The 22,843-nt window shown below is 34.1% G+C and carries 15 protein-coding genes; 5 read left to right on the top strand and 10 right to left on the bottom strand.

All coding sequences use genetic code 11. The annotated features are described in order from the left end of the window. Positions 1 to 17: 17 nt before the first annotated feature. The 8 genes from KO493_RS09160 to KO493_RS09125 form a co-directional block, all read right to left on the bottom strand. On the bottom strand, positions 18 to 1,811 hold the full coding sequence (locus tag KO493_RS09160) for an alpha-L-fucosidase (RefSeq protein WP_216067655.1): 1,794 nt from the start codon (positions 1,809 to 1,811) through the stop codon (positions 18 to 20). A 405-nt stretch (positions 1,812 to 2,216) separates the two neighbouring features. Next, positions 2,217 to 6,356: a hybrid sensor histidine kinase/response regulator transcription factor gene (locus tag KO493_RS09155; protein WP_216067654.1), complete on the bottom strand. Its 4,140-nt coding sequence runs from the start codon at positions 6,354 to 6,356 to the stop codon at positions 2,217 to 2,219. A 369-nt stretch (positions 6,357 to 6,725) separates the two neighbouring features. Beyond that, positions 6,726 to 7,313 carry a LutC/YkgG family protein gene (locus KO493_RS09150; protein WP_216067653.1) on the bottom strand — a complete coding sequence of 196 codons (588 nt, stop codon included), beginning with the start codon at positions 7,311 to 7,313 and terminating at the stop codon, positions 6,726 to 6,728. Next, positions 7,306 to 8,673 carry a lactate utilization protein B gene (locus KO493_RS09145; protein WP_216067652.1) on the bottom strand — a complete coding sequence of 456 codons (1,368 nt, stop codon included), beginning with the start codon at positions 8,671 to 8,673 and terminating at the stop codon, positions 7,306 to 7,308. The genes KO493_RS09150 and KO493_RS09145 overlap by 8 nt, the downstream gene beginning before the upstream one ends. An 8-nt stretch (positions 8,674 to 8,681) precedes the next feature. Continuing rightward, positions 8,682 to 9,419, bottom strand: a complete 738-nt coding sequence (locus KO493_RS09140) for a (Fe-S)-binding protein (RefSeq protein WP_216067651.1) — start codon at positions 9,417 to 9,419, stop codon at positions 8,682 to 8,684. Between the two features lie 186 nt (positions 9,420 to 9,605). After that, positions 9,606 to 10,907, bottom strand: coding sequence for an L-fucose:H+ symporter permease (fucP, locus tag KO493_RS09135; RefSeq protein ID WP_216067650.1), 1,302 nt, complete (start codon positions 10,905 to 10,907; stop codon positions 9,606 to 9,608). 119 nt (positions 10,908 to 11,026) lie between these two features. Then, entirely contained in the window at positions 11,027 to 12,469 is a 1,443-nt protein-coding gene (gene aldA, locus KO493_RS09130; RefSeq protein ID WP_216067649.1) for an aldehyde dehydrogenase, read from the bottom strand. Between the two features lie 251 nt (positions 12,470 to 12,720). Continuing rightward, positions 12,721 to 13,626 carry an AraC family transcriptional regulator gene (locus KO493_RS09125; RefSeq protein ID WP_216067648.1) on the bottom strand — a complete coding sequence of 302 codons (906 nt, stop codon included), beginning with the start codon at positions 13,624 to 13,626 and terminating at the stop codon, positions 12,721 to 12,723. Positions 13,627 to 13,732: 106 nt separating this feature from the next. Between KO493_RS09125 and rhaD the strand changes: the two genes are divergently transcribed. The 4 genes from rhaD to fbp all read left to right on the top strand — a co-directional run bounded on the left by rhaD (position 13,733) and on the right by fbp (position 18,965). Next, on the top strand, positions 13,733 to 14,536 hold the full coding sequence (rhaD, locus tag KO493_RS09120; RefSeq protein WP_216067647.1) for a rhamnulose-1-phosphate aldolase: 804 nt from the start codon (positions 13,733 to 13,735) through the stop codon (positions 14,534 to 14,536). A 24-nt stretch (positions 14,537 to 14,560) separates the two neighbouring features. Further along, entirely contained in the window at positions 14,561 to 16,348 is a 1,788-nt protein-coding gene (locus tag KO493_RS09115) for an L-fucose isomerase (protein ID WP_216067646.1), read from the top strand. A 143-nt stretch (positions 16,349 to 16,491) separates the two neighbouring features. Then, complete coding sequence (locus tag KO493_RS09110) at positions 16,492 to 17,811, top strand: FGGY family carbohydrate kinase (RefSeq protein ID WP_216067645.1); 1,320 nt, start codon at positions 16,492 to 16,494, stop codon at positions 17,809 to 17,811. Between the two features lie 161 nt (positions 17,812 to 17,972). Continuing rightward, positions 17,973 to 18,965 (top strand): class 1 fructose-bisphosphatase, encoded by a 993-nt coding sequence (gene fbp / locus KO493_RS09105; protein WP_216067644.1) that lies wholly within the window; start codon positions 17,973 to 17,975, stop codon positions 18,963 to 18,965. 119 nt (positions 18,966 to 19,084) lie between these two features. Here fbp and KO493_RS09100 read toward each other — a convergent pair whose 3' ends face one another. Beyond that, positions 19,085 to 20,290, bottom strand: a complete 1,206-nt coding sequence (locus KO493_RS09100; protein ID WP_216067643.1) for a DUF6786 family protein — start codon at positions 20,288 to 20,290, stop codon at positions 19,085 to 19,087. 304 nt (positions 20,291 to 20,594) lie between these two features. Next, positions 20,595 to 21,458, bottom strand: coding sequence for an AraC family transcriptional regulator (locus tag KO493_RS09095; RefSeq protein ID WP_216067642.1), 864 nt, complete (start codon positions 21,456 to 21,458; stop codon positions 20,595 to 20,597). Between the two features lie 203 nt (positions 21,459 to 21,661). Here KO493_RS09095 and KO493_RS09090 point away from each other — a divergent pair, with 203 nt between their 5' ends. Next, the gene (locus KO493_RS09090) at positions 21,662 to 22,822 is read left to right on the top strand and encodes a cytochrome P450 (protein WP_216067641.1); all 1,161 of its coding nucleotides are present in this window, start codon (positions 21,662 to 21,664) and stop codon (positions 22,820 to 22,822) included. The last annotated feature ends 21 nt before the right edge of the window (positions 22,823 to 22,843 follow it).

Raw genomic sequence — 22,843 nt, 5'->3', positions numbered from 1 at the left:
AAGCCTCTTGGTTTATTTTATTGAATAGGTTTTATTTTTATTGATTTTAAACTTGATTCTTCGTGATCTCTAGTTACTAATGATACCGATACGTTGTGATGCCCTGGTGTTTTAAATTCTAAAATACCCATTGGATACGATTCATACTTTTCGGTGGCAGCTTGTTCATTTTGAACCATGATACCCTCATCTGTTGTTGTTTTCCAAACCAATCGATCTTCTCCAGTATATTCCAATTCTAAGTAGTAATATCCTGGTTCTAGTACATTAACTTCAAATTCAGATACTCCATTTTTTCCCCAATTACTAACTTGAGTTGTTTTTTTCCATTCACCAAATTTCTCCATCCAACGAATCGATTTCTTTTCAGCACTTTCAACTGTCGCAAAATCGGTTAGAATGGTAGTTTCAATGTTTGGATAAATACCGTGGGTACCAATTACTTTTGGTTTATTTTTTAGTTTAACTTCAATTACAGCTACTGGAGAGTCTGGCTTTTTATAAGGCACATCAAAGATGATCCAGTTGTTTTTCTTATTATATTTAATTTTTTGAGCTTTTTTACCTCCTAAAATTTCAGCAGAAAGGATTTCATTTTCTAAACCAGGTAAGTAAAGCTTACCATCTTGAGGCCAATCAAATACAGATAAATACAGTGTGTTTTCATTTGTAGTAACATCTCCCCAAGGTAATGCATGTCCCCAAGGAGAACTTCCTGCACCATATATTACTTGCGGGTATTTTTTAATCCATGCGCCTGCTTGCTCTAAAAATTGAACTCCAATTTTTGGAACCACACCTTCGCCATTAGGACCCACATTAAATAAATACGTTCCTCCTCTACCTACCGTAGATATTAGTCTGTGTAGTATTTCTTTCGGACTTTTAAAATTATTGTCATACCAAGCGTAAGACCAAGAATCGTTGTTTGTATCACAACTCTCCCAAAGGATATCTAGATTTACAGGAGGCACCTCCATATCACCATGCGTTACATAGTCTCCTAGACCATATCCAACTCTACTAGACATCATTGTGTTTGGTTGTAACTCTCTTACCATGTCGGCAAGTTCAACCACGTATTCTTTTGGCATACCTCCTGGAGTATCGAACCATACAAAATCGATATCACCATAATTACTACAAATTTCTTTTACTTGTGGTTTACATTTATTGTAGAAATACTCTTTAAATGTGGCCTCACTACCATCTGCATTTTGAGTTGGACCACCTGCGGCACCTGGCGTTGTCCAATCTTGATAATGTGAATAATAAAAACCAAAACCTAAGCCTAACTCACGACAAGCAGCCGAAAGCTCTTTCATAGGATCTCTAGCAAAAGGTGTGGCATCAACAATATTAAAGTCGCTAGCATCAGAATCAAACATCGCAAAACCTTCATGATGTTTACTGGTAATGATAATGTATTTCATCCCAGAATTCTTAGCCAATTGCGCAATAGCTTTAGCGTCAAATTTTGTAGGGTTAAAATCATCTGCAACCTCCATATAGTCTTCAGGACGAATGTTAGCAACTCTTGGGTTCATTAACCACTCCCCGATACCATAATATGTTTTGTTGTTCCATTTTCCAGCCAAATCTGAAAACAAACCCCAGTGAATAAACATCCCAAAATTACTTTGGTCGAAATACTTACCACGTCCTTCTCTTATATTACTATCTACGACTGAATGTCCATCACCCCACATGTCATCCATACTTTCTTCACCTTTCTTATCTTGAGCAAGAACCTGAAGTGAGATGAACAATACTATAATAAATGGTAATAAGGGCTTTCTACTTTTAAACATGTTATAATTGTTATGAATTAAATCCAATTAAACTTAGATCACATGTTTCTGAAATCGGTTTCTATTTTACCTTAAAAGCTATTTTGTTGAAATAATTAAACTTAATTATTCTGTAACACAAATAGTTAGCGTAAAGTCAGAAGTTTTATTCAGTTAAAGTATTGATATTATTGACGTATTTTTTAATTATTCACAAAATACAATGTGTTTAATTATAGGGTGTCTAATTTTTCAATGCTTTAAATGCATTTTTAATTTAATTGGTTTTACAAATATGTTACCAAACAATGAAAAAATGCTTACTCACATCGTGTATTATTATTGCTTTATTTAATCTGAGCGATTTGAGCAACACTCTAAATTCTAAACCTCAACGAGTTAGAATAAATTTAAAGCTCTAATCAATCATAATGTTTTCACAAATTCTGATGGAGAAACACCATGAATTTTCTTGAAAGCCGAAGAATAATACGATTTAGACTCAATTCCAATTTCAAACATAACATCGGCAGCCGTTAAATTTTTATTCGCAGTTAATAACTCTGCCGCCTTTTGTAATCGGAAGTTTCTAAGGTAGAAATTGGGTGCTTGTCCTGTAAGCTCTTTCAACTTTCTATAAAAATGAGAGGTACTCATGCCTATATCTGAAGCTAATTCTTCTACTCCAAATACAGAATTCGACATATGGTCCTCTATAGAACGATTAATACTTTCTAAAAACTCTTTGTCTTTGGAAGAACTGATTAAAGAATCCTTAGGCATGAAGCTGTTTCGTGAGTAGTAATCAAAAATATGTTGCTTATTTTCAATGAGTTTTTTAACCCTAACCTCAAGGTATTTAATAGAGAACGGTTTTACAATATAATCGTCTGCACCTAACTCTAAACCTTCAAGTTTTTTAAAATTATCGCCTATGGCTGTTAATAGAATTACCGGTATATGACAGTGTTCGGTATCAGATTTAATTATTTTACATAATTCATAGCCATCCATTTTTGGCATCATTACATCACTTATTACCAATTGTGGTGTGTTTTCCTTTAATTTCAATAAACCATCTTCACCATTTACAGCCAATACAATATTGTATTTCTCTTTAAAGGCTTCATATAAAAAGCTTCTAATATCCTGCTCATCATCAATAATTAACAAGGTTGGTAGGGATGTATTAACAGGGCGATCTTGAATACTTTCCAATTCGGAAGGCAACCAATCGGTAACATTTTTATAATGCTTTTGAATATCGATCTCCTCTAATTGATCTCCTTTAGCCGTAATAGGAAGTGTGATTACAAATTCGGTTTTCTTATCTATTTCGCTGGTTACAGAAATGGTCCCTTTCATTAAATCAACTAAAGATTTACATAAGGCTAATCCAATACCGGTACCATTCCAATCCTGTTTTTCATCTACACCACGGTAAAAACGATCAAATATGCGTTCAATTTTTTCTGGAGATATTTCACCTCCTGTATTATGTACACGTAAACTTAATACCTCTTCGTCATTTTGTGTAACAATTCCAGCTTCAATACTTATTTCGTTATAGGAGCCTGAGTATTTTACTGCATTAGAGAATAAATTTAAAAGAATACGTTCTGTCTTATCAATATCAATTGTTATTAACTTATTAGGGTCGTCTACTTTATAATAAAAGTTTAGAAGTGATCTTTGAGCATAATCTTCAAAACCTTCCATTAAGGGGTAAATAAAATTCCCTAAGGTTACTTTAGAATATTCCAACTCTAGATGTCCTGTTTCTGCCTTTCTGTAGGATATTAATTGATCGATTAAGCGTTGTAGCCTTAAGATGTTATTTTGAATTATAGAAAAGTACTTTTGATTGTCGTCTTTTTTATATTGATCTGCTATTTTTTCTAAAGGACCAATTATAAGCGAAAGTGGTGTTTTAAAATCATGAGAAATGTTAGTAAAGAATTGTAATTTCGCTTGATTCATTTCTCGAACCCGTTCTTTTTCAAGCTGTTCGAATTTTAATTTCTGATTTAGTTTTTCTAAGCGCACCAAATATTTCATAATGGAATGCGCTACTAACAAACCTAATCCTAACCAAAGGATTATACTCCACCATTTTAAATACCAAGGTGATAGTACATTTATTTTAAAATGTGCTTCTGGGGTCCATAGTCCATCTCCGTTAGCGCCTTTATATAAAAACTCATAACTTCGCGGACTTAAATTCGTATAAGTTGCAGTTGTTTTACCTCCATTAATTTCTATCCAGTCCTGGTTAACCCCTACTAGTTTGTATGCCACTTTATTCTTATTTGGAGTAGCACTGTGCTGAACAATAATATCTAAAGATATGTTTCTATTATCATGATCTAAATCCAACTCCTTAGTGTCTGTAATAGACTGATTTAAAACAACTTTTCCATTTATTTTTTCACCAGAAATAATTCGTGCGTTATTTATTTTTAATTCTGAAATTAACACTTTAGGGGCGTTAATATTTTTAATAATTTGTTTCGGGTTAAAGATGGTTAAACCATCAACCCCCCCCATTAACATAATTCCTTTTTTAGTTTTTAAAAATGCCGATTGCCTAAAGTTATTACTTAAAACACCGTCATTAACATCATAAAAGTTAAAAACTTCTTCTTTAGGGTTGAGTACACCAATACCCATGTCTGTACTCATCCATAACATACCATCATCATCCTCTAAAATACCGTATATCACTTCATCCCGAAGGCCTTCGTTTCTATGAAAACCTTTTATATTTTCAGGATCACCAGTGGCATTTAACTTAATCTTCATTAATCCACCGCCATAAGTACCAAGCCATACCGTTTTGTCTGAGGCTATATGTACATTGAAAATATAATCATAGCTAAGTGCTAAATTTTCTTCATGATATGTAGTCGTTAAGTGCTCTTTAATTTGCCAAGTATTATTTTCAACTATAACACGAAACAGGCCTAAATTACTAGCAAACCAATGATTTCCAAAGCTGTCTTTTTTATAATCATTAATTTGATTAATTTTCCCTACATCAAACAATTCTGATTGCACTTCAACAGGTTCCCCATTTAAAATATGCTCCCAAGGGTTGTTTAACAAAAACACTTGAGGCCCGGCTAAAAGAATTTTATCGTCATCTATTTGTTCAATTACCCGACTAAAAATTAAACTTTCGGAAGTATCATCATTTTTTATATTAACTTTTTTTAATACATCTTGATTCTCATCATACAGATAAACACCTTTGTTTGTACCAATCCACCAGTAGCCTTTTAAATCTTGATACAAAGTGATCACCCAATCATTTTTTAATTGATGTAATGCGTTATCTGTACGATTAAAGGAAATTCTTTTTCCACTTTCTAAATCTAAAGGTGATGAGGACTTACTAATTTCACTACTAAAGAAAGACACCCAAATTTTACCGTTCTTATCTTCTACCAAGTCTGTAATTAGATTACTAGATAGCGACTGATCATCAAAGGCATTATGTGAATAATTTTGAAAATCCTTTAAATTTTTATCGAACTTATTTAAACCTCCCTGTGCCGTACCTATCCAAAGCACACCAAAATTATCTTCGTAAAAACAATTAACACGGTTACTAGATAGTCCGTTTTTATATTTTGAATCATTTTTAAAAATAGTAAATTGATTACTTTTAATATCATATTTTATGGCACCATAATTTCTAGTACCAATCCATAAGTCCTTACTTTTATCTATGTATAATGACTGAATGTTGTACGCAGCACTATCACCATCATCGTCATTCCTTCCAGTAAAATAAGACCCAACATTAAGTAGCTTACTGTTTTCGTAAAACGTTTGATATAAACCCGTATAAGTACCAATCCAGATAGAATTATTGATCTTGGTAACCGAGTTAATTCGTGTTATATTTTCATCTAAAGATAATTCTAAAACCCCTACTGAATAATTATCATTTGCATTGTAATCTACTTTGTATATTTTCTTCGATGTAGAAACAATTAATTCTGAGTTAGAAAGAAATTCAATATCTCTTATAACACTTTCCTCTAAAATATTTGTAAGATCAATTTCTCCTAATTTAACAATGGTTGGTAAATCATCGCTACTGCCGTCAAATATTTGAATTTTTTGAGCGCCACCAACCCAAATTCGGCTCTGGCCATCCTCCTTAATAAAACCATCTTTTTTAATTGAATTTTCTACTGGTAAAAACAACTCTTTATCGGTAATATATAAACACACTCCACCTCTAGTACCAATCCATAATCTGCCTTTCGAATCGGTTAAAAGTTTTGAAATAAAATTATTAGGTAAAGAATTTTTATTTTCGATATTGTGATAATAATAATCGAAGGTATAGCCATCGTACCGAACCAAACCATTAGGCGTAGCCACCCATAAATAACCGCTGGCATCTGAAACTATGGCATGCACGGTATTCTGAAAAAAACCCTGCTCACTGGCGAAGGACTCAATACGCTGGTTACCAAGCTTTAATTGCTTATTTTGTGAAAAACTAAAACAGACAAAAAGAAATATCAGAAATTGAATGACTCTTACTTTCATAGGCTAAAATTAATTGAAAAACCTATTCTTAAGAACATAAAAAACTTAATATAATCTGCTCTAAAAAATAATTTAAGAATAGTTAAATTAATTGAAATTAATGCCCAAAAATACAGTTTTTAAATTTAATTAATCTGATTATCCGTAATGTGACATAATTGTTATCGTCAACCTGAACTTGTTTCAGGTTGACGATAACAATATATTAATTATCAGCTTTATGAGATTCCGAAATAAATTCGGAATGACGTAAATACAATGTTTAGGTTAAAAAACGGACATACAATTAATTAATATCTAATATAAATATTCGTTGATTTTTATAAAAACTAAATATATTGATTACGTATTATTACTTGTTACTATAATTTATTTTAAAAATAAAGTTAAACTTAAAGCGCCATGTGCACCAATTACTAAAGACTGTTCGATATCTGCTGTTTTAGATGGCCCCGCTAAAAAGACTCCAAAATCATGGTCTTCACCAATTAATTTACCGTAGGCTTGATGCATGAACGGCACAAGATTCTCTTTGTTTAAAACGATCACTAAATGTTTAGTAATAAAAGGTAATACACGCATTGGTAATGTTGCATCTTTAAGCCAAACAGCGCCATTCTCGGCAACACCAATTTCACTTTCCAAAATTAAAACGTCTAAATCTTCCAATTCTTTCGGGCTCTTAATAGCATCGAAATCGACTGTATTAAAATCTGCTGTATTTTCAAGCGTAGAATATTTCACTTTACTATCAGGAAACATAGTATTAATCTGATCCAAAACAGCGTCGTTAGAAGCCGCTTTTAATACTTGTCCACCTGCAACTTCAACTTTTAAAATAAACTCATCCTCTACATTTCTAGAATCTGAAAATACATCCACATTAATTGTTGGAAGCTCTAATAAATCTGGTTTATTATCTTTTATTTTTGATAAAATTGCATCTCTACTACTCATCTTTTTTCCTTTTTTTATACCAATCATCAAAACTCTCTTTCGGACCTGTAGGTAAATCGCGTTCCTTACCCCAAACATTAGGTTTAGAATTTATAACACCCTTAGGTAAATTTCGTAATGACCAACGTGCCATTTTACCTACTTTTTCAAATTTTGTAGGTTTAGCGAACATGTCACCCATCATTTTCATAGATGCCTTTTTTACAAAAGGTTGTTCGGTTTCTTTAGTTATAATTTGTCGCCATTTATACAACTGTGCATGAATGTCGATCTTTACCGGACAAACATCTGAACATGACCCGCATAAAGTAGAAGCAAAAGGCAAACTGCTGTGTTTCTTTAAATCTTTTCCTGGTGATAAAATCGAACCTATAGGACCTGGAATGGTTGCATCATAACTATGTCCGCCACTACGTCTGTAAATCGGACAGGTATTCATACAAGCACCACATCTTATACACTGTAAAGATGCTCTAAAATCAGGACGGCTTAATTGCTTGGTTCTGCCATTATCAACGATTACTATATGCATTTTAGCACCATTTCTAGGCTTTTTAAAATGCGATGAATACGTTGTAATATGCTGTCCAGTTGCACTACGACCCAATAACCTTAGAAATACCCCCAAGTGTTCTTGCTTCGGAATAATTTTTTCTACGCCCATACAAGCAATATGTACTGGTGCTAAATGCGCACCCATATCGGCATTTCCTTCATTGGTACACACCACAAAACCTCCAGTATCGGCAATAGCAAAATTAACGCCGGTAATAGCAGCATCTGCACTTACAAACTTTTCTCTAAGATGCTTACGCGCCTCCCCTGTTAAATATTGTGGATCACCATCACAAGGTTTAGTTCCTAAATGCTCTTGGAATAATTCGTCTACATCCTCCTTGGTTTTATGAATTGCTGGCAAAACAATGTGACTTGGCGGTTCTTTAGCCAGCTGCACAATACGTTCACCTAAATCGGTATCAATAACTTCAATGCCATCGGCCTCCAAAAATGGATTTAGGTGACATTCTTCGGTTAACATCGATTTACTTTTCACTACTTTTTTAGCATTGTGCTCCTGTAAAATACTATGCACAATCCTATTATGTTCATCGCCATCTTGAGCCCAATGTACTTGAACTCCGTTTTTTAAGGCGTTTTCTTCAAACTGTATTAAATAATTGTCAAGATTAGACAACATATGCGCTTTAATGCCTTGTCCTAAATTACGTAACTCTTCCCATCCTTCTACAGAATGCGCAGATTTATCACGTTTATGACGTACAAACCAAAGTGCCTTATCATGCCAATTTACTTTCTTTTCGTCTTTATTAAATATAGTTGCCGCTTTTGAATGACTCATGTTTTAATTCAATTTACACTGTTTAAAATTTCGGCGATATGAAGTATTTTTAAGGGTTGATTATTTCTATTAACCAAACCTTCCAAATGCATTAAACAAGAGGTATCTGTTGCTGTAATCACTTCTGCTCCGTTATCTAAATGGTCCTGAACACGGTCTTTACCCATCTTTACAGAAATAGCTTCCTCGGCAACTGCAAAGGTTCCTCCAAATCCGCAGCATTCATCCTCACGGTTTAATTTTATAATTTCAGTTCCTGAAACACCAGCCAATAACTCACCGATATACGAATATTCTGGAGTCATTTTTTCCGAACATGAGCCTAATCGTAAACCTCGTAAACCGTGACAACTTTTATGAATCCCTACTTTATGTGGGAAACGTGCTCCAACATCCTTAATTTTTAAAACATTCAGAATAAAATCGCAAAGTTCGTATACGTTATTTCTAACTTTCGTGACTTCTTCGGTTTGTGGAATCACATCAAAATGTTTTTTAACGTGATACGCACAACTTCCTGAAGGTGTTACGATATAATCAAACTCATTAAAATTCTTTACAAAATTATTACATGCTCCAACAGATTCACTTTCATAACCAGAATTTGCCATAGGCTGTCCACAACATGTCTGCCCTGAAGGATATACAACTTCAACTTTTAATTTTTCTAAAAGCTCTAATGTTGCCTTACCTACCTGCGGATATAATTGGTTGATATAACAAGGAATAAATAATCCTACTTTCATTTTGAACAATTTTTTATTTTTAGACAATAGCGGTTTCATAGCCATTTTCGAAGCGTCTAATAAAGAAATATTAGGGCCTCATCTCAAAACGAGACCCTGTCTTTAACACTTTTTTTAAAGCTTCAAAACCTAACTCATCAATACTAATGTCGTTAACTTCAATCTAAATTACCTTATAAACTAACCTTAATTAGAATATACTTTTAAAGTTCTGTAGGCATAAATAGCGATAAAACAGAAGCAGATAAAAGGTAAAATAAAAGATACATTAACCGCTGCAAAGCTTCCAATGGTACCTTTATCAATAATAGTTCCTTGTAAAATTGGCATCAAAGCCCCTCCTACAATCGCCATTACTAATCCTGCAGCTCCTAGAGTTGAATCTTCTTCACTAAGACCTTTAAGCGCTATCCCATAAATAGTAGGGAACATTAATGACATAAAAGCAGATGTAGCAACAAGACAATACAAGCCTAACATACCATGGATAATAATAGCACCTGCAACAGTGGTCATAGCACCAATAGCAAAGATTAGTAATAATTTTTTAGAATCTACAAAACGCATTAAGTAGGTACTTATAAATCGGCTAGTTAAAAAGATAACCATGGCCACAATATTAAAATTCTGTGCTGTTGCTTTAGAAATACCTAAATTATCGGCGTATTGAATAATAAATGTCCAACACATAATTTGAGCTGCCACATAAAACAATTGTGCAAAAACACCTTCTCTATACTTACCGTTACTAAATAACCTCTTAAATGATTCTTTCGCAGGCCCGTGTTCTGTAGCAGTTGTGGATTTTGGCATTTTAGATACCGAAATCACGATTAACATAAGAATTACAACAGCCCCAAGAATAACATAAGGATTTCTAATAATAGCTAAATCATGTGTTCTAATAACCGCTTTTTGAGCTTCATCTAAAGTGGTGAAAATTAATTCACCCATTTCATTTCTTTTATCCGAATCTAAAGCCGTTAAAATAAATTTTGACGCGACGAACATTCCAAAAATTGATCCTATTGGATTGAAAGCTTGCGCTAAATTTAAACGTTGTGTAGAGGTACGTTCATCTCCCATAGAAAGGATATATGGATTAGCCGTTGTTTCTAAAAATGCCAATCCGAACGTTAAAATGTAAAGCGATCCTAAAAAGAATCCAAAAACCTCATACTTAGCAGCAGGAAAAAACAGTAAGGCTCCAAAGGCATATAATGAAAGACCTAATAAAATACCTTTTTTGTAACTATATTTCCTTACAAAAAGCGCTGCTGGTATAGCCATAGTTGCATACCCACCATAAAAGGCAAATTGTACTAAAGCCGCTTTGGCTGTAGATATTTCCATAACAGTTCCAAATGCAGCAACCATTGGGTTAGTAATGTCGTTAGCAAAACCCCACAATGCAAACAAGGATGTAATTAAAATAAATGGTAATAATACCTCTTTTGAAACTACTGGAACTTTTTCAGTTTTATTCATGTTGATAGTTGGTTATAGGTTAATTGGCTTTTTGAGTTGTAAAAAAAAAGCATACTATATTTCTAAGTTTATCTTATTATTATAGTACACTTTTTAAAAAACTAACAAATTATCTTATACTAAGATCTATACTGAGCGTATACCACCTTAGTTTGTAAATATTCTTCCATACCGTGTTTCCCATCGGCTCCACCTAATCCAGATTTTTTCCAACCTGCATGGAATCCTTGAATGGCTTCAAAATGTTCTCTATTAATATAAGTTTCACCAAAATCTAATTCTTGGCTAGCATGCATTACTTTATTGAAGTTTTCTGAGAAAATTGAAGATGTTAATCCGTACTCACAATCGTTAGCTAAAGCAATAGCCTCATCTAAAGTACCAAATTTCATTACTGGTAATACTGGTCCGAATACCTCTTCTCTTATTATTTGCATATCCTGCTTTACGTTAGTAAGTAAAGTAGGTTGGTAAAAATACCCTTTATCAAAACGATCTGATTTATTTCCTCCTAAAAGTACTTCTGCACCTTCTTTCTTAGCAAACTCCACCATCTCTGCTACTTTATCTATTTGATCTTTAGATACCATCGCACTCATGTCTGGGTTGTTACCTGCAAAAGCATCTTCTACTTTTACTTCGTTCATTTTAACAGTAACTTTATCCATAAACTCATCGTAAATAGAATCTTCTACATACACACGCTCTGCACAGTTACATACCTGTCCACTAAAGATAACCTTAGAAGAAACAACTGCATTTACCGCTAAATCTAAATTAGCATCGGCACATACAATCGCTGGTGCTTTACCACCTAATTCTAAAGATACTTTTGTAATGTTTTCGGCTGCGGCTTCCATGATCTTTTGACCAGCAAACACACTACCTGTTAAACTTACTATTCCAGTTAATGGACTTTTTGTTAATTGATTCCCTACAACTCTACCAGTTCCACAAACAAAGTTTAATACGCCTGCTGGTAGTCCGATATTTTGAATTAATTCCGCAAATTCCATAATAGTATTCGGAGCTACACAACTAGGCTTAATAATACAAGTGTTACCAGTCACTAAAGACGGTGCAATTTTACGAGCCGCTACAAAAAGTGGAAAGTTCCAAGGACAAATACCTACAGCAACTCCAATTGGCGATTTATGTAAAAAGATGTGCTCCTTTTTTCTATCACTCTGAATAATTTCTCCTTCAATACGTCTTGCCCATCCAGCGTTATAATCAAAATAATCAGCAGTTACATCAACTTCTACCTGCGCAAGTCCAATAACTTTCGCTTGCTCTTTAGCTAAAGTTTCCGCTAAAAACACTCTGTTTTCACGAATTGCATCAGCCATTTTATGTAAATACCCCGCTCTTTCAATAGCCGTTAAAGATCTCCAACCATGTTGTGATGCATGTGCTGCTTCTAAGGCGTTATTAGCATCGGTTATAGATCCTTGTGGAATAATTGACAAAACCTCTTCTGTACATGGGTTTAAAACTTCTGTCATTTCAGGTGACGTAGATTTTACAAACTTCCCGTTTATGTACTGCTTAAATTCTTTCATAATAGTATGTTTTATTACTGTTAGTTTAATTAGTGTTTAAATATAAAACTTAATAATTAGTGGTTCTCCCTTAAAGTTCTAGTAAACTTTTGAATGCTTAGTTAAACACATGCATAAAATAGAACCTTTGCGGAATCACAAATTTAGACAAGCAATCGAGTTAAACATTTATCCATATCAAACTACTTTATGTATAATTTAAACATCGATAAAACCAAGCCTCGAAAAAGAGAATATTTTACCTACAAAAATCAAGACGTATACCTCCCAGACTTATAAAGCGCGGGGGATATCCCGGTTATCGATTTAAAAACTCTCGAAAAATGATAGCGATCTGAAAAACCTAATGCAAAGGAAATACTCTCTATAGTATCATTAGTATGTTCAAAAATCTCACATGCTTTAGCTATTTTCCTATTCTGAATAAAGCTATGTAAGGTAATATGCATTTCATCTTTAAACAATCTGGCGAACGAATTGGGTGCCATGTTTACAATTTCTGCCAATTCAGAATTACTTAATTTCTCACCAATATTAGCTTCAATAAAACGGAGTACTGCTAATACCCTATCATCAATATTTACCGTTTTCCACAACTCGGCTCCGATATTAGATATCGCCTCCTTAACAAAGGCTTGTAGTTTTAGATTAAAAGTTAATTTAAAATCATGATTCTCTATTTTTAAACGTTCAGTTAAATAAACTAATCGCTCTTTTAAGTGATCGGTTAAAGCCACTCTAAATATACCTGGATACACGTTATCAAAAGGGGTTCCCAGGTTAAAATGTGCAAAAAAATGTATTAAATATTTACGCTCAAAATAAGCTTCATTATGTCTTTCTGATAAATTTTTTCCTGAAACATGAATCCCAGAATCGAACTCATGACGCTTTATATATCGTGTTGAAAAAGATGAAAAAGGAGATATAATGTATAAAAAATCGGGGGCCATTTTATAGACTTTATTCTGAAGCGTAAGCTCGCCGCCTTCATTTTTATTCCAATATATACGCCAAAACGGAAACACCATATCATGACAATCCCACAAATCCAAATACCAATACCTGCAACATAATAACTTTAAATTAACATCAACAAAATTTTGATTTTTAGTTGAAGGATCTCCTAATTCAATTTTATTTACAAGCTTCGCCATATCTCATGTTTAAATTATACACAAATATACAAATTTTGAATATGTTGTTTCCTGAAGGCATATTCTAATTTTACCATTCAAGAATAATTAATAAACTATCATTATTATGAGCAATATAAAACTTCCTAAAGAAGTAAAAAAAGAGCTAAAAAAAATATCCAAAGTTGCTGGTTATTTATGGCAACGTGAATGGGCAGAAAGAAATGCTGGAAATATCTCAATGAACTTAACATCTTTTTTCGACAAAAAAGATATTATTAAAGAAACGAAAGGAAAAACATTTACGCCTTTTGAATTCCCTAAAGGAACTGAAGGCTTTATATTGTTTATTACAGGTACAGGATGTTACTTAAGAAGCTTAATAGACGACATTGATGAAGCTGCTTGTATTCTTTATATTAACGAAGATGCCACAGGATATACCATTATATGGGGCGGTAAAAGAGAAGGATTCAGACCAACTTGTGAATTAATTTCGCACGCGAGTATTCATTTATTCAACGCTGAAAACCACCCTGAAAATTTAGCTGTAGTACATACGCATCCTTTAGAGCTTATCGTAATGAGTCACCACCCATTATTTGATAACGAAGAAGAATTAAACAGACAAATTTGGATGATGTGTCCTGAAGTTCGTGTGTTTGTTCCTAAAGGAATTCACTGTACACCATATGCATTATCGAGTACTGCTGCTTTAGCTAAAGTAACTATCGATGCTTTTAAAACTAGAAACGTTTCGCTTTGGGAAAAGCATGGTGCCACAGCAACAGCTCCAGATGTTGAGCAAGCTTGGGACTTTTTAGATGTTGCAAATAAAGGTGCTAAACTCTTATTAATGAGTTGGGCTGCAGGTTTTGAACCAGCAGGGTTATCTAATGAGCAATTAACTGAATTAGAACAATTCACATAAACCACTAACCTAAACACAAAATAAATGAGCAGACTAATTGGTAGATTACCAAAAATAGGAATTCGTCCAGTTATTGATGGACGCGAACTTGGCGTTAGAGAGTCTCTAGAAGACCAATGTATGGCTATGGCGAAAGCTGCAGCTAATTTAATTGAAAGTAATTTACGTTTCCCTAGTGGCGAACAAGTAGAATGTGTTATTGCAGACACAACCATTGGTGGTGTTGCAGATGCTGCCGCTTGTGCAGATAAATTTAAACAAGAAGGTGTTGAAGTTTCATTAACTGTTACACCTTGCTGGTGTTATGGTACCGAAGTTATGGATACCGACCCACTAATACCTAAAGCTGTTTGGGGCTTTAATGGTACCGAGCGCCCTGGTGCTGTGTACCTTGCAGCTGCCTTAGCAGGTTACTCACAAAAAGGATTACCTGCATTTGGAATTTACGGTAAAGAAGTACAAGATGCTGGAGATTTAAGCATACCAAAAGATGTTGAAGAAAAACTACTTCGTTTTGCTAAAGCTGGATTGGCTGTAGCCCAAATGAATGGTAAATCATATTTATCTATAGGATACAGTTCTATGGGTATTGCAGGTTCTATGGTAGATGTAAACTTTTTACAAGACTACCTAGGTGTACGAGCTGAATTTGTAGAATCTATTGAATTACTTCGTAGAATGGACGAAGGTATTTACGATCAAGATGAATACAAAAAAGCCCTAGCTTGGACTAAAGAAAACTGTAAAGAAGGAAAAGATTACAACAGCCCTGAGGCTCAAAAATCTGCCGAGGTTAAAGAACAAGAATGGGAAAAAGTTGTTAAAATGACCCTTATTTGTCGTGATTTAATGGTAGGAAATCCGAAATTAAAAGCACTAGGTTTTGGTGAAGAGTCTAAAGGAAGAAACGCTATTATGGGTGGATTCCAAGGCCAACGTCAATGGACCGATTACCAACCAAATGCAGATTTCACAGAATCTATTTTAAATTCGTCATTCGACTGGAACGGTATTCGTCAAGCTTTTGTTTTTGCTACAGAAAACGATTGTTTAAATGGTGTTTCTATGTTGTTTGGACATTTATTAACAAATACGGCACAAATATTCTCGGATGTAAGGACGTATTGGAGTCCAGAATCGGTAGAGCGTGTTACAGGAAAAAAATTAACTGGCATTGCCAAGGATGGTATCATTCACTTAATTAATTCTGGATCTACAACGTTAGATGCTACAGCCCAACAATCGGATGCCGATGGTAATCCAACAATGAAACCATTTTGGGATATTTCTGAAGAAGAAGCTCAAAAATGTTTAGATAACACAAAGTGGCCTGCAGCAATTGCAGAATATTTTAGAGGAGGAGGTTTCTCTTCTCAATTTAAAACTAAAGGCACAATGCCATTAACCATGTGTAGAATCAACCTTGTTAAAGGTATTGGTCCAGTATTGCAAATTGTTGAAGGATGGAGCGTAGAATTACCTGAAGATATCCATACTGTTTTAGATGAAAGAACAAACCCAACTTGGCCAACAACATGGTTCGTTCCTAGAGTTACAGGAGAAGGTTTCTTTAAAGATGCTTATACTGTAATGGCAAAATGGGGTGCCAATCATGGTGCGATTTCTTACGGGCATATTGGAGCAGATTTAATTTCTTTAGCTTCATTACTAAGAATCCCTGTGAACATGCATAATGTTGCCGATGAAGATGTTTTCCGTCCAAGTGCATGGTCTGCATATGGTGAAAACTTAGAATCTGCAGATTATAATGCTTGTGCAACTTATGGCCCTTTATACGGGTTTAAATCATAAAAATCTACTGGAAAATATAAATATTGACGCTATCCAAGGTCATAATTTATAAACATTTTTCTAGTACAACTACTTATTAAAACTTCCCCTAGGAATCTCTTTCTAGGGGGAAGTTTTATACTATCTACATAAATATTTAACATATGAAAAAGGTTATTGCTGTTTTTGACATTGGAAAAACTAATAAAAAAATATTCTTATTTGATAAAGACTTCAATGTAGTTTATACAAATTCAATTCGTTTTGAAGAATGCGTAGATGATGATAATTATCCTTGTGATGATATTGAGGCGATCGAAATTTGGATTCGAAAAGAAATAAAAACCATTCAAGACAATAAAGCGTTTTCAATAAAAGCCATTAACTTTTCCACACATGGAGCTACCTTGGTTTATTTAGATGAAGCGGGCAAAAGGATTACGCCATTATACAACTATTTAAAACCTTTAGATCTTGATTTCACACCTTTTTACGATGCCAATGGTGGCGTAGAAGAATTTTCTAGAAAAACGGCATCACCGGCTTACGGTATGCTAAATGCAGGTTTACAAATATACTGGTTAAAACAAAGTAAACCTCACTTCTACTCCAAAGCAAAAAACATACTACACTACCCACAATACTTAAGTTATTTATTTTCAAACAAAATAACTTCAGATTTCACTTCAGTAGGTGCACATACTGCTGTTTGGGACTTCGACAACATGCAATATCACGAGTGGTTAGAAAAAGAAAACATCTCGTTACCACAACCTAAACCAGGTAAGAATGCTGCACTTTCAATTGTAAACGGCCAAGAAATGGCTATAGGTAAAGGCCTGCATGATAGCTCATCTTCCATTATTCCATTATTAGAAGAACATGAAAATTCCAATCGTGAGTTTATTCTGTTATCTACAGGAACCTGGATTATTTGTATGAATCCTTTTAGCAAGGAAACTTTAACCGATGAACAATTAAAGAGCGACTGTTTATGTTTTATGACGCCTGATAAAAAACAGATTAAATCATCTATGCAGTTTTTAGGTCGCGTTCATGAAGTTAATGCGATTGCACTTAGTGAGTATTTTTCGGTTGAAAAAAACCACTATTTAGAATTACAACTTAATAAGGATTTGTGTTCAGAAATATTAAATAAAGGGGAATCTATCTTTTTTCCCGATACTATTGCTGATGATTTTAAAGGCGATTTAAAACAACTTAGTACTTTTGAAAGTTACGAACTCGCTTACTATCAAATTATATACGAAATTGTACAGCGTGTACACCAAGGTATTAGCCGCATATTAGATGCCGATAATAACCTTAAAGATGTTTACATATCTGGAGGATTTAATAGAAACGACATTTTTGTTGAATACCTTCAACAACTTATGCCAGAACAGAAAATTCAATTCCCTAAGGGGAAAAACGCAAGTGCTTTAGGCGCTGCATTATTAATGAAAAGCTATATCAACGATTAAAATTATTAAAAAACTACCAATCCCATGGTAGTTTTTCTTTTTAGTCAATACACATCGAATGATAACTATATTTATGTAGACTGATGAACCAGTTTCCCAAAACGTAGTTATCATTTTTTATAAAACATTATTTCTCTAACCCACTAAGCACAATCAATATTATGGAAAACATCACAACTTTAGGTGAATATATAATTGAAAATCAATCCGATTTCCCTTATTCCAGTGGAGAACTATCCAAACTACTTAATAGTATTAAGTTAGCTTCTAAAATGGTGAATCACGAAGTAAATAAAGCGGGATTGGTAGACATTATTGGCGGGATTGGTGATGTAAATGTACAAGGTGAAAATCAACAAAAATTAGATGTTTTTGCCAACACAAAATTTATCCAAGCCATAACAAATAGGGACATCGCCTGTGGTATCGTTTCAGAAGAAGTTGAAGATTATATCTCCCTTCACGGTTCGGATAACACAAACAATGGTAAATATGTGGTTTTAATGGATCCTTTAGATGGTTCATCTAACATAGATGTTAACGTATCTGTAGGAACTATTTTTTCAATATTTAGAAGAATTACCCCTGTAGGGACTCCCGTTGAATTGAAAGATTTCTTGCAACCTGGAAGCGCACAAGTCGCTGCCGGATATATTATTTATGGAACTTCAACCATGTTGGTTTATACAACAGGTAAAGGTGTAAATGGTTTTACATTAAACCCAGCAACAGGCTCTTTTTATTTATCACACCCTAATATTCAAATACCAGAAAACGGCCAAATCTATTCGGTAAATGAAGGCAATTATTCACATTTTCCGCAAGGCGTTAAAAACTACATTAAATATTGCCAAAAAGAAGAAGAAAACCGCCCATACACCTCTAGATATATAGGCTCCCTAGTTTCCGATTTTCACAGAAACATGATAAAAGGCGGCGTTTATTTATACCCAAATTGTGTAAAAAATAAAGCAGGGAAGTTAAGATTGTTATATGAAGCAAACCCAATTGCCTTCATAGCCGAACAAGCTGGAGGGAAGGCGACCAATGGTCATAAACGTATTCTAGATATTATTCCAACAGAACTCCATCAACGTATTCCATTATTTTGTGGAAGTTCAAATATGGTTGAAAAATTAGAATCCTTTCTTTAATTTCAATACTTACACTTTAACTAAAAAGCTTCTGTAAAACAAACACTTAATTTAATAAGTCATTTGTTTTACAGAAGCTTTTTTATATACTATTTCGAGGTATACTAACTTTATTAATTTTAGTTAAAAGCGCGTTTAATAGCTTCTACTGTTACGCCAAACAAAGCTTCGATAATCGGGTTTAAACTTGCTTCATCACCTTCAAGATGACACGTTAATTGTACATGAGTACCTTTTTCTCCTGCTTTTAAATCTAAAGCAGGCGATGATGTTTCTAATTCGTAAAAAGGTCCTAGAGGTTTTTCTCCAGGTTCGGGAGCCCCATCGTTATAAGCATTGATCACGTCACCTTCAAAAGGTTTATCTTGCATTTCCCACATGGAATTCACATAATCGGTAACCCCTTCTGGTTTATTATATTTTACTATGGTTAAAATACCGTTTTCAGAATCGTAAGACCCTGCTAAGCTTTTAGCTCGCATAGGAGATAATCCTATTTTACTTCGGTATTGTCCATCACCTTTAAAGTAAATTACGCCTTCTTTCACAACTAACCTGTCTGCTGGCACTTTTCCAAAATAATTATCATTAACCACCTCACCTAATTCGGCGTCATCACCCTGAATATAAGGCACTAAAACGGTGGTATGTGGTGAATGATTAAACATCCCAAGCATCCACATAGAAAGCAATCCCGTTTCCTTTTTCCAATCGGCATCACCTCTATTAATCATCGAATTCGTAGTTTGATAGGCCACCGTTTTAACAGCCGACGAAAGTGACGCTAATCCCAATTCCTTTTGAATATTTTCTGAAGACAAAATGGCGATTTCACGTTCGATTCCCATTTTGAATTCGAATCCAGAATAATTCTTCAAAGAAGCTTCCTTTACAAACACTGCTTTTTCTGCAGATACACTTTTCACCTCAAAAGGTTCTAAATCGATAAGCTTAGGCGCATACCAATCATCTAAAGTAAACTCTGCTCCTTTTTTAAAGAAAATTGAATATTGCCCACCTTCTGGCCCCAACCAAAAACGCTCTTCTCCACCAAAAACATTAATATGTTCTTGTATTTTACGAGAAGCAAACAATTCGCGGTTAATCCAACCATAACTTCGCCCCTTGGTCCCAAACGCACTACTCGTCATAACACGGCCCTGCAAAGCTGCAGATAATGCTACTTTCGATTGGTTTGAGGCATCGGTTAATTCGATTAAATCGATATAATCGGCCATGAAATTTACATCGTCGCCGTATGTTACTGGTTGTTCGTTTATTTGCGTGTTATTTATAGCGTCTGCTGAATTGTTTTCTTTTTCCATTTAAGGTTTCTTTTATTGCATGAGGTTCTCGTGTTTATAAAAAAATAAACATGAGCCCAGGTTCCATACAATAATACCAATTCTGCTATCAACTAGTTTTACTCAATTCAAACATAAAAATGTATTATTCTAACATTATGAAAATTCATCTCATAATTTTGAAATTTGTAATAGAAAAATGATTCCACAGCCATTATGCCACTCACCCTCAAACATAAATAAAAAAGTAAAAATTTATAAGGCCATAAAGTGCGCCGTCAGATTAATAAAATTATGGAATATGTATTGTGGGATTAAACTAAATTCAATTTGAAATTTGATTTAAATATTTTTTTCTGAATTGCAGAGGAGAACAACTCATAAATTTTTGAAACTGCTTGTAAAAATATGGTAGGCTTTCAAACCCGCATTCGTAAGCAATTTGACTTACTTGTTTATTAGTTTCTATAAGCTGTTTGGTCGCCACATTAATACGGTATTCATTAATAAAGGTAAATAAGGACTTGTTTAGTGTTTTTTTAAAGAAACGACAAAATGCTTCATCTCCCATAGACACCAATGATGCAACCTCGTGAAGCATTATTTTTTTATTAAAATTACTGTGAATATGATTGTAAATTTTATCTATTCTAGCATTAGCTTTAATATTTAATGAACTTGAAAAATGCTCCGAAGACAGCAATTCACAGTCATCGATTAATGCCAATTTATTTAAAAGTTGAATAAAACCTATTAATTTCTCAAAAGCAGGTTTTTTAATGATATCTTTAAGCACATCGGCATATTTTAAACCTATTTCATCACTAAATTTTAAACCTCTAGTAGACTGCGCTAATAAAGTTTTAATGGGGGCAAATTCAGATTTATTAATCCAATTTTCCCCTAGTACATGTTCATCCCATTGAAAAACTAAAGATTTCACGCCACTAGTTACATCCAGTGAATTTTTCCAACAATGTGGCAAATTACTTCCCAATAACACCAAATCGCCAGCATTAAATTTCTGAACGCTATTAGCTACATACCTAATGCCCTCTCCTTTTTCAATATATGCGAGCTCAAATTCTGGATGAAAATGCCAAGGCGCAGAAAACCTGGCCCCTTCATAAACAAAAGCTTTAAACGAAGAATGAATGGGTGCCGATATTTTTTCAAATTGTGCTTTCAATGGTTGTAAATAACAGGATACTTAATTAAACAACTAAAATTTACAATATTACGAAAAAACACTCTTTTTTAACAAAAAATATCCTATTACAAAATAAACAAATCAAAATAAGCACTCTTTATGCTAAATATGGACACTTTTCCTCTAAAATAATTTCACAATTTTGCTTTTCATTACCAAATATTAAAACAAAACCACTACCAATGGAAAAAAGTAAATTCGACGATCCGTTTAAAGAGGCGCGTCAAGACCAAGGTTTCGGTGAAATGAACGATCAAAATGACCCTGTAAAAATTATTTTGGGACATAAAGATGTTCGCAAATGTGCGCACAACTGGAAAACCTTTCAATCGGGTGGCGAAGAAATTGGTCGAATTGTAGTGCCTTCCGAAGTTCATATTCGCAACACGCGACAAATCCCTTTCGAATTAGATCCACCAAAACATAAAACCTATCGCGATCTTCTTGAATCTTGGTTTAAGCGACCGCTAGAAGCGGAATACCAAGCTGAGCTCACAAAAATCATTAAAGAAATTGTTGATGAAGCTATAGCAGAAGACAGCGTAGAAGTTGTTGAAGCATTTGCCTTAAAACTACAATCTACAGCATTAACTTTATTACTAAATATTCCTTATGAAGCCTCGGAATTATGGATTTCTTGGGGCACTCATGTTTTTAGAAGTGAAAACACGGCTTTAGATAGCGATAAAGCCAATATTTTATACGATTATATTGACGCGCAAATTGATAAAACCATAGCTCACCCCGACGACAGTTTATATGCCTTATTATTGAATTCTGAAATCGACGGTAGAAAACTAACTAAAGAAGAAGTCAAGGGTGTTCTAATATTAACTTTTGCGGGTGGTCGTGATACAGTAATTAATGCAGTAACCAATTCGATTGCCTATTTTGCAGAGCATCAAAATTCTTTACAACGTTTACGAGAACAACCCGAAATTCTAAATACGGCCATTGAAGAATTGATACGTTATTTCTCCCCCTTAACCCAAATGGGACGTGTATCAACAGAAGACACACAAGTTTGTGAACATGCCGTGAAAGCACAAAGTCGAATCTCGATGTGCTGGGCTTCAGCCAACCGCGATGAGCGTGTATTTGAAAAAGCTAACGAAGTCGTTTTAGACCGAAAAGTAAATCCACATGTCGCCTTCGGTTTTGGTACACACAATTGTTTAGGTGCAACACATGCCCGGCAAATCATGAAAATTTTATTAACTACCCTAAGCGACAAGGTAGCTTCTATGGACATAATTGAAGCCAAAGAAAATATTGAAGACTTAGACCAATTTAAACGTAAAGTTGGATTTGATAGCCTTCGAGTTAAATTTAATAGCTTATAAAGCATTACCAACATTTTAAAA

This window comes from Pseudotamlana agarivorans, assembly GCF_018860245.1.
GTDB lineage: Bacteria > Bacteroidota > Bacteroidia > Flavobacteriales > Flavobacteriaceae > Pseudotamlana > Pseudotamlana agarivorans_A.
The sequence above is the reverse complement of the archived record's forward strand: the minus strand, read 5'-3'. Positions and strand labels throughout refer to the sequence as shown.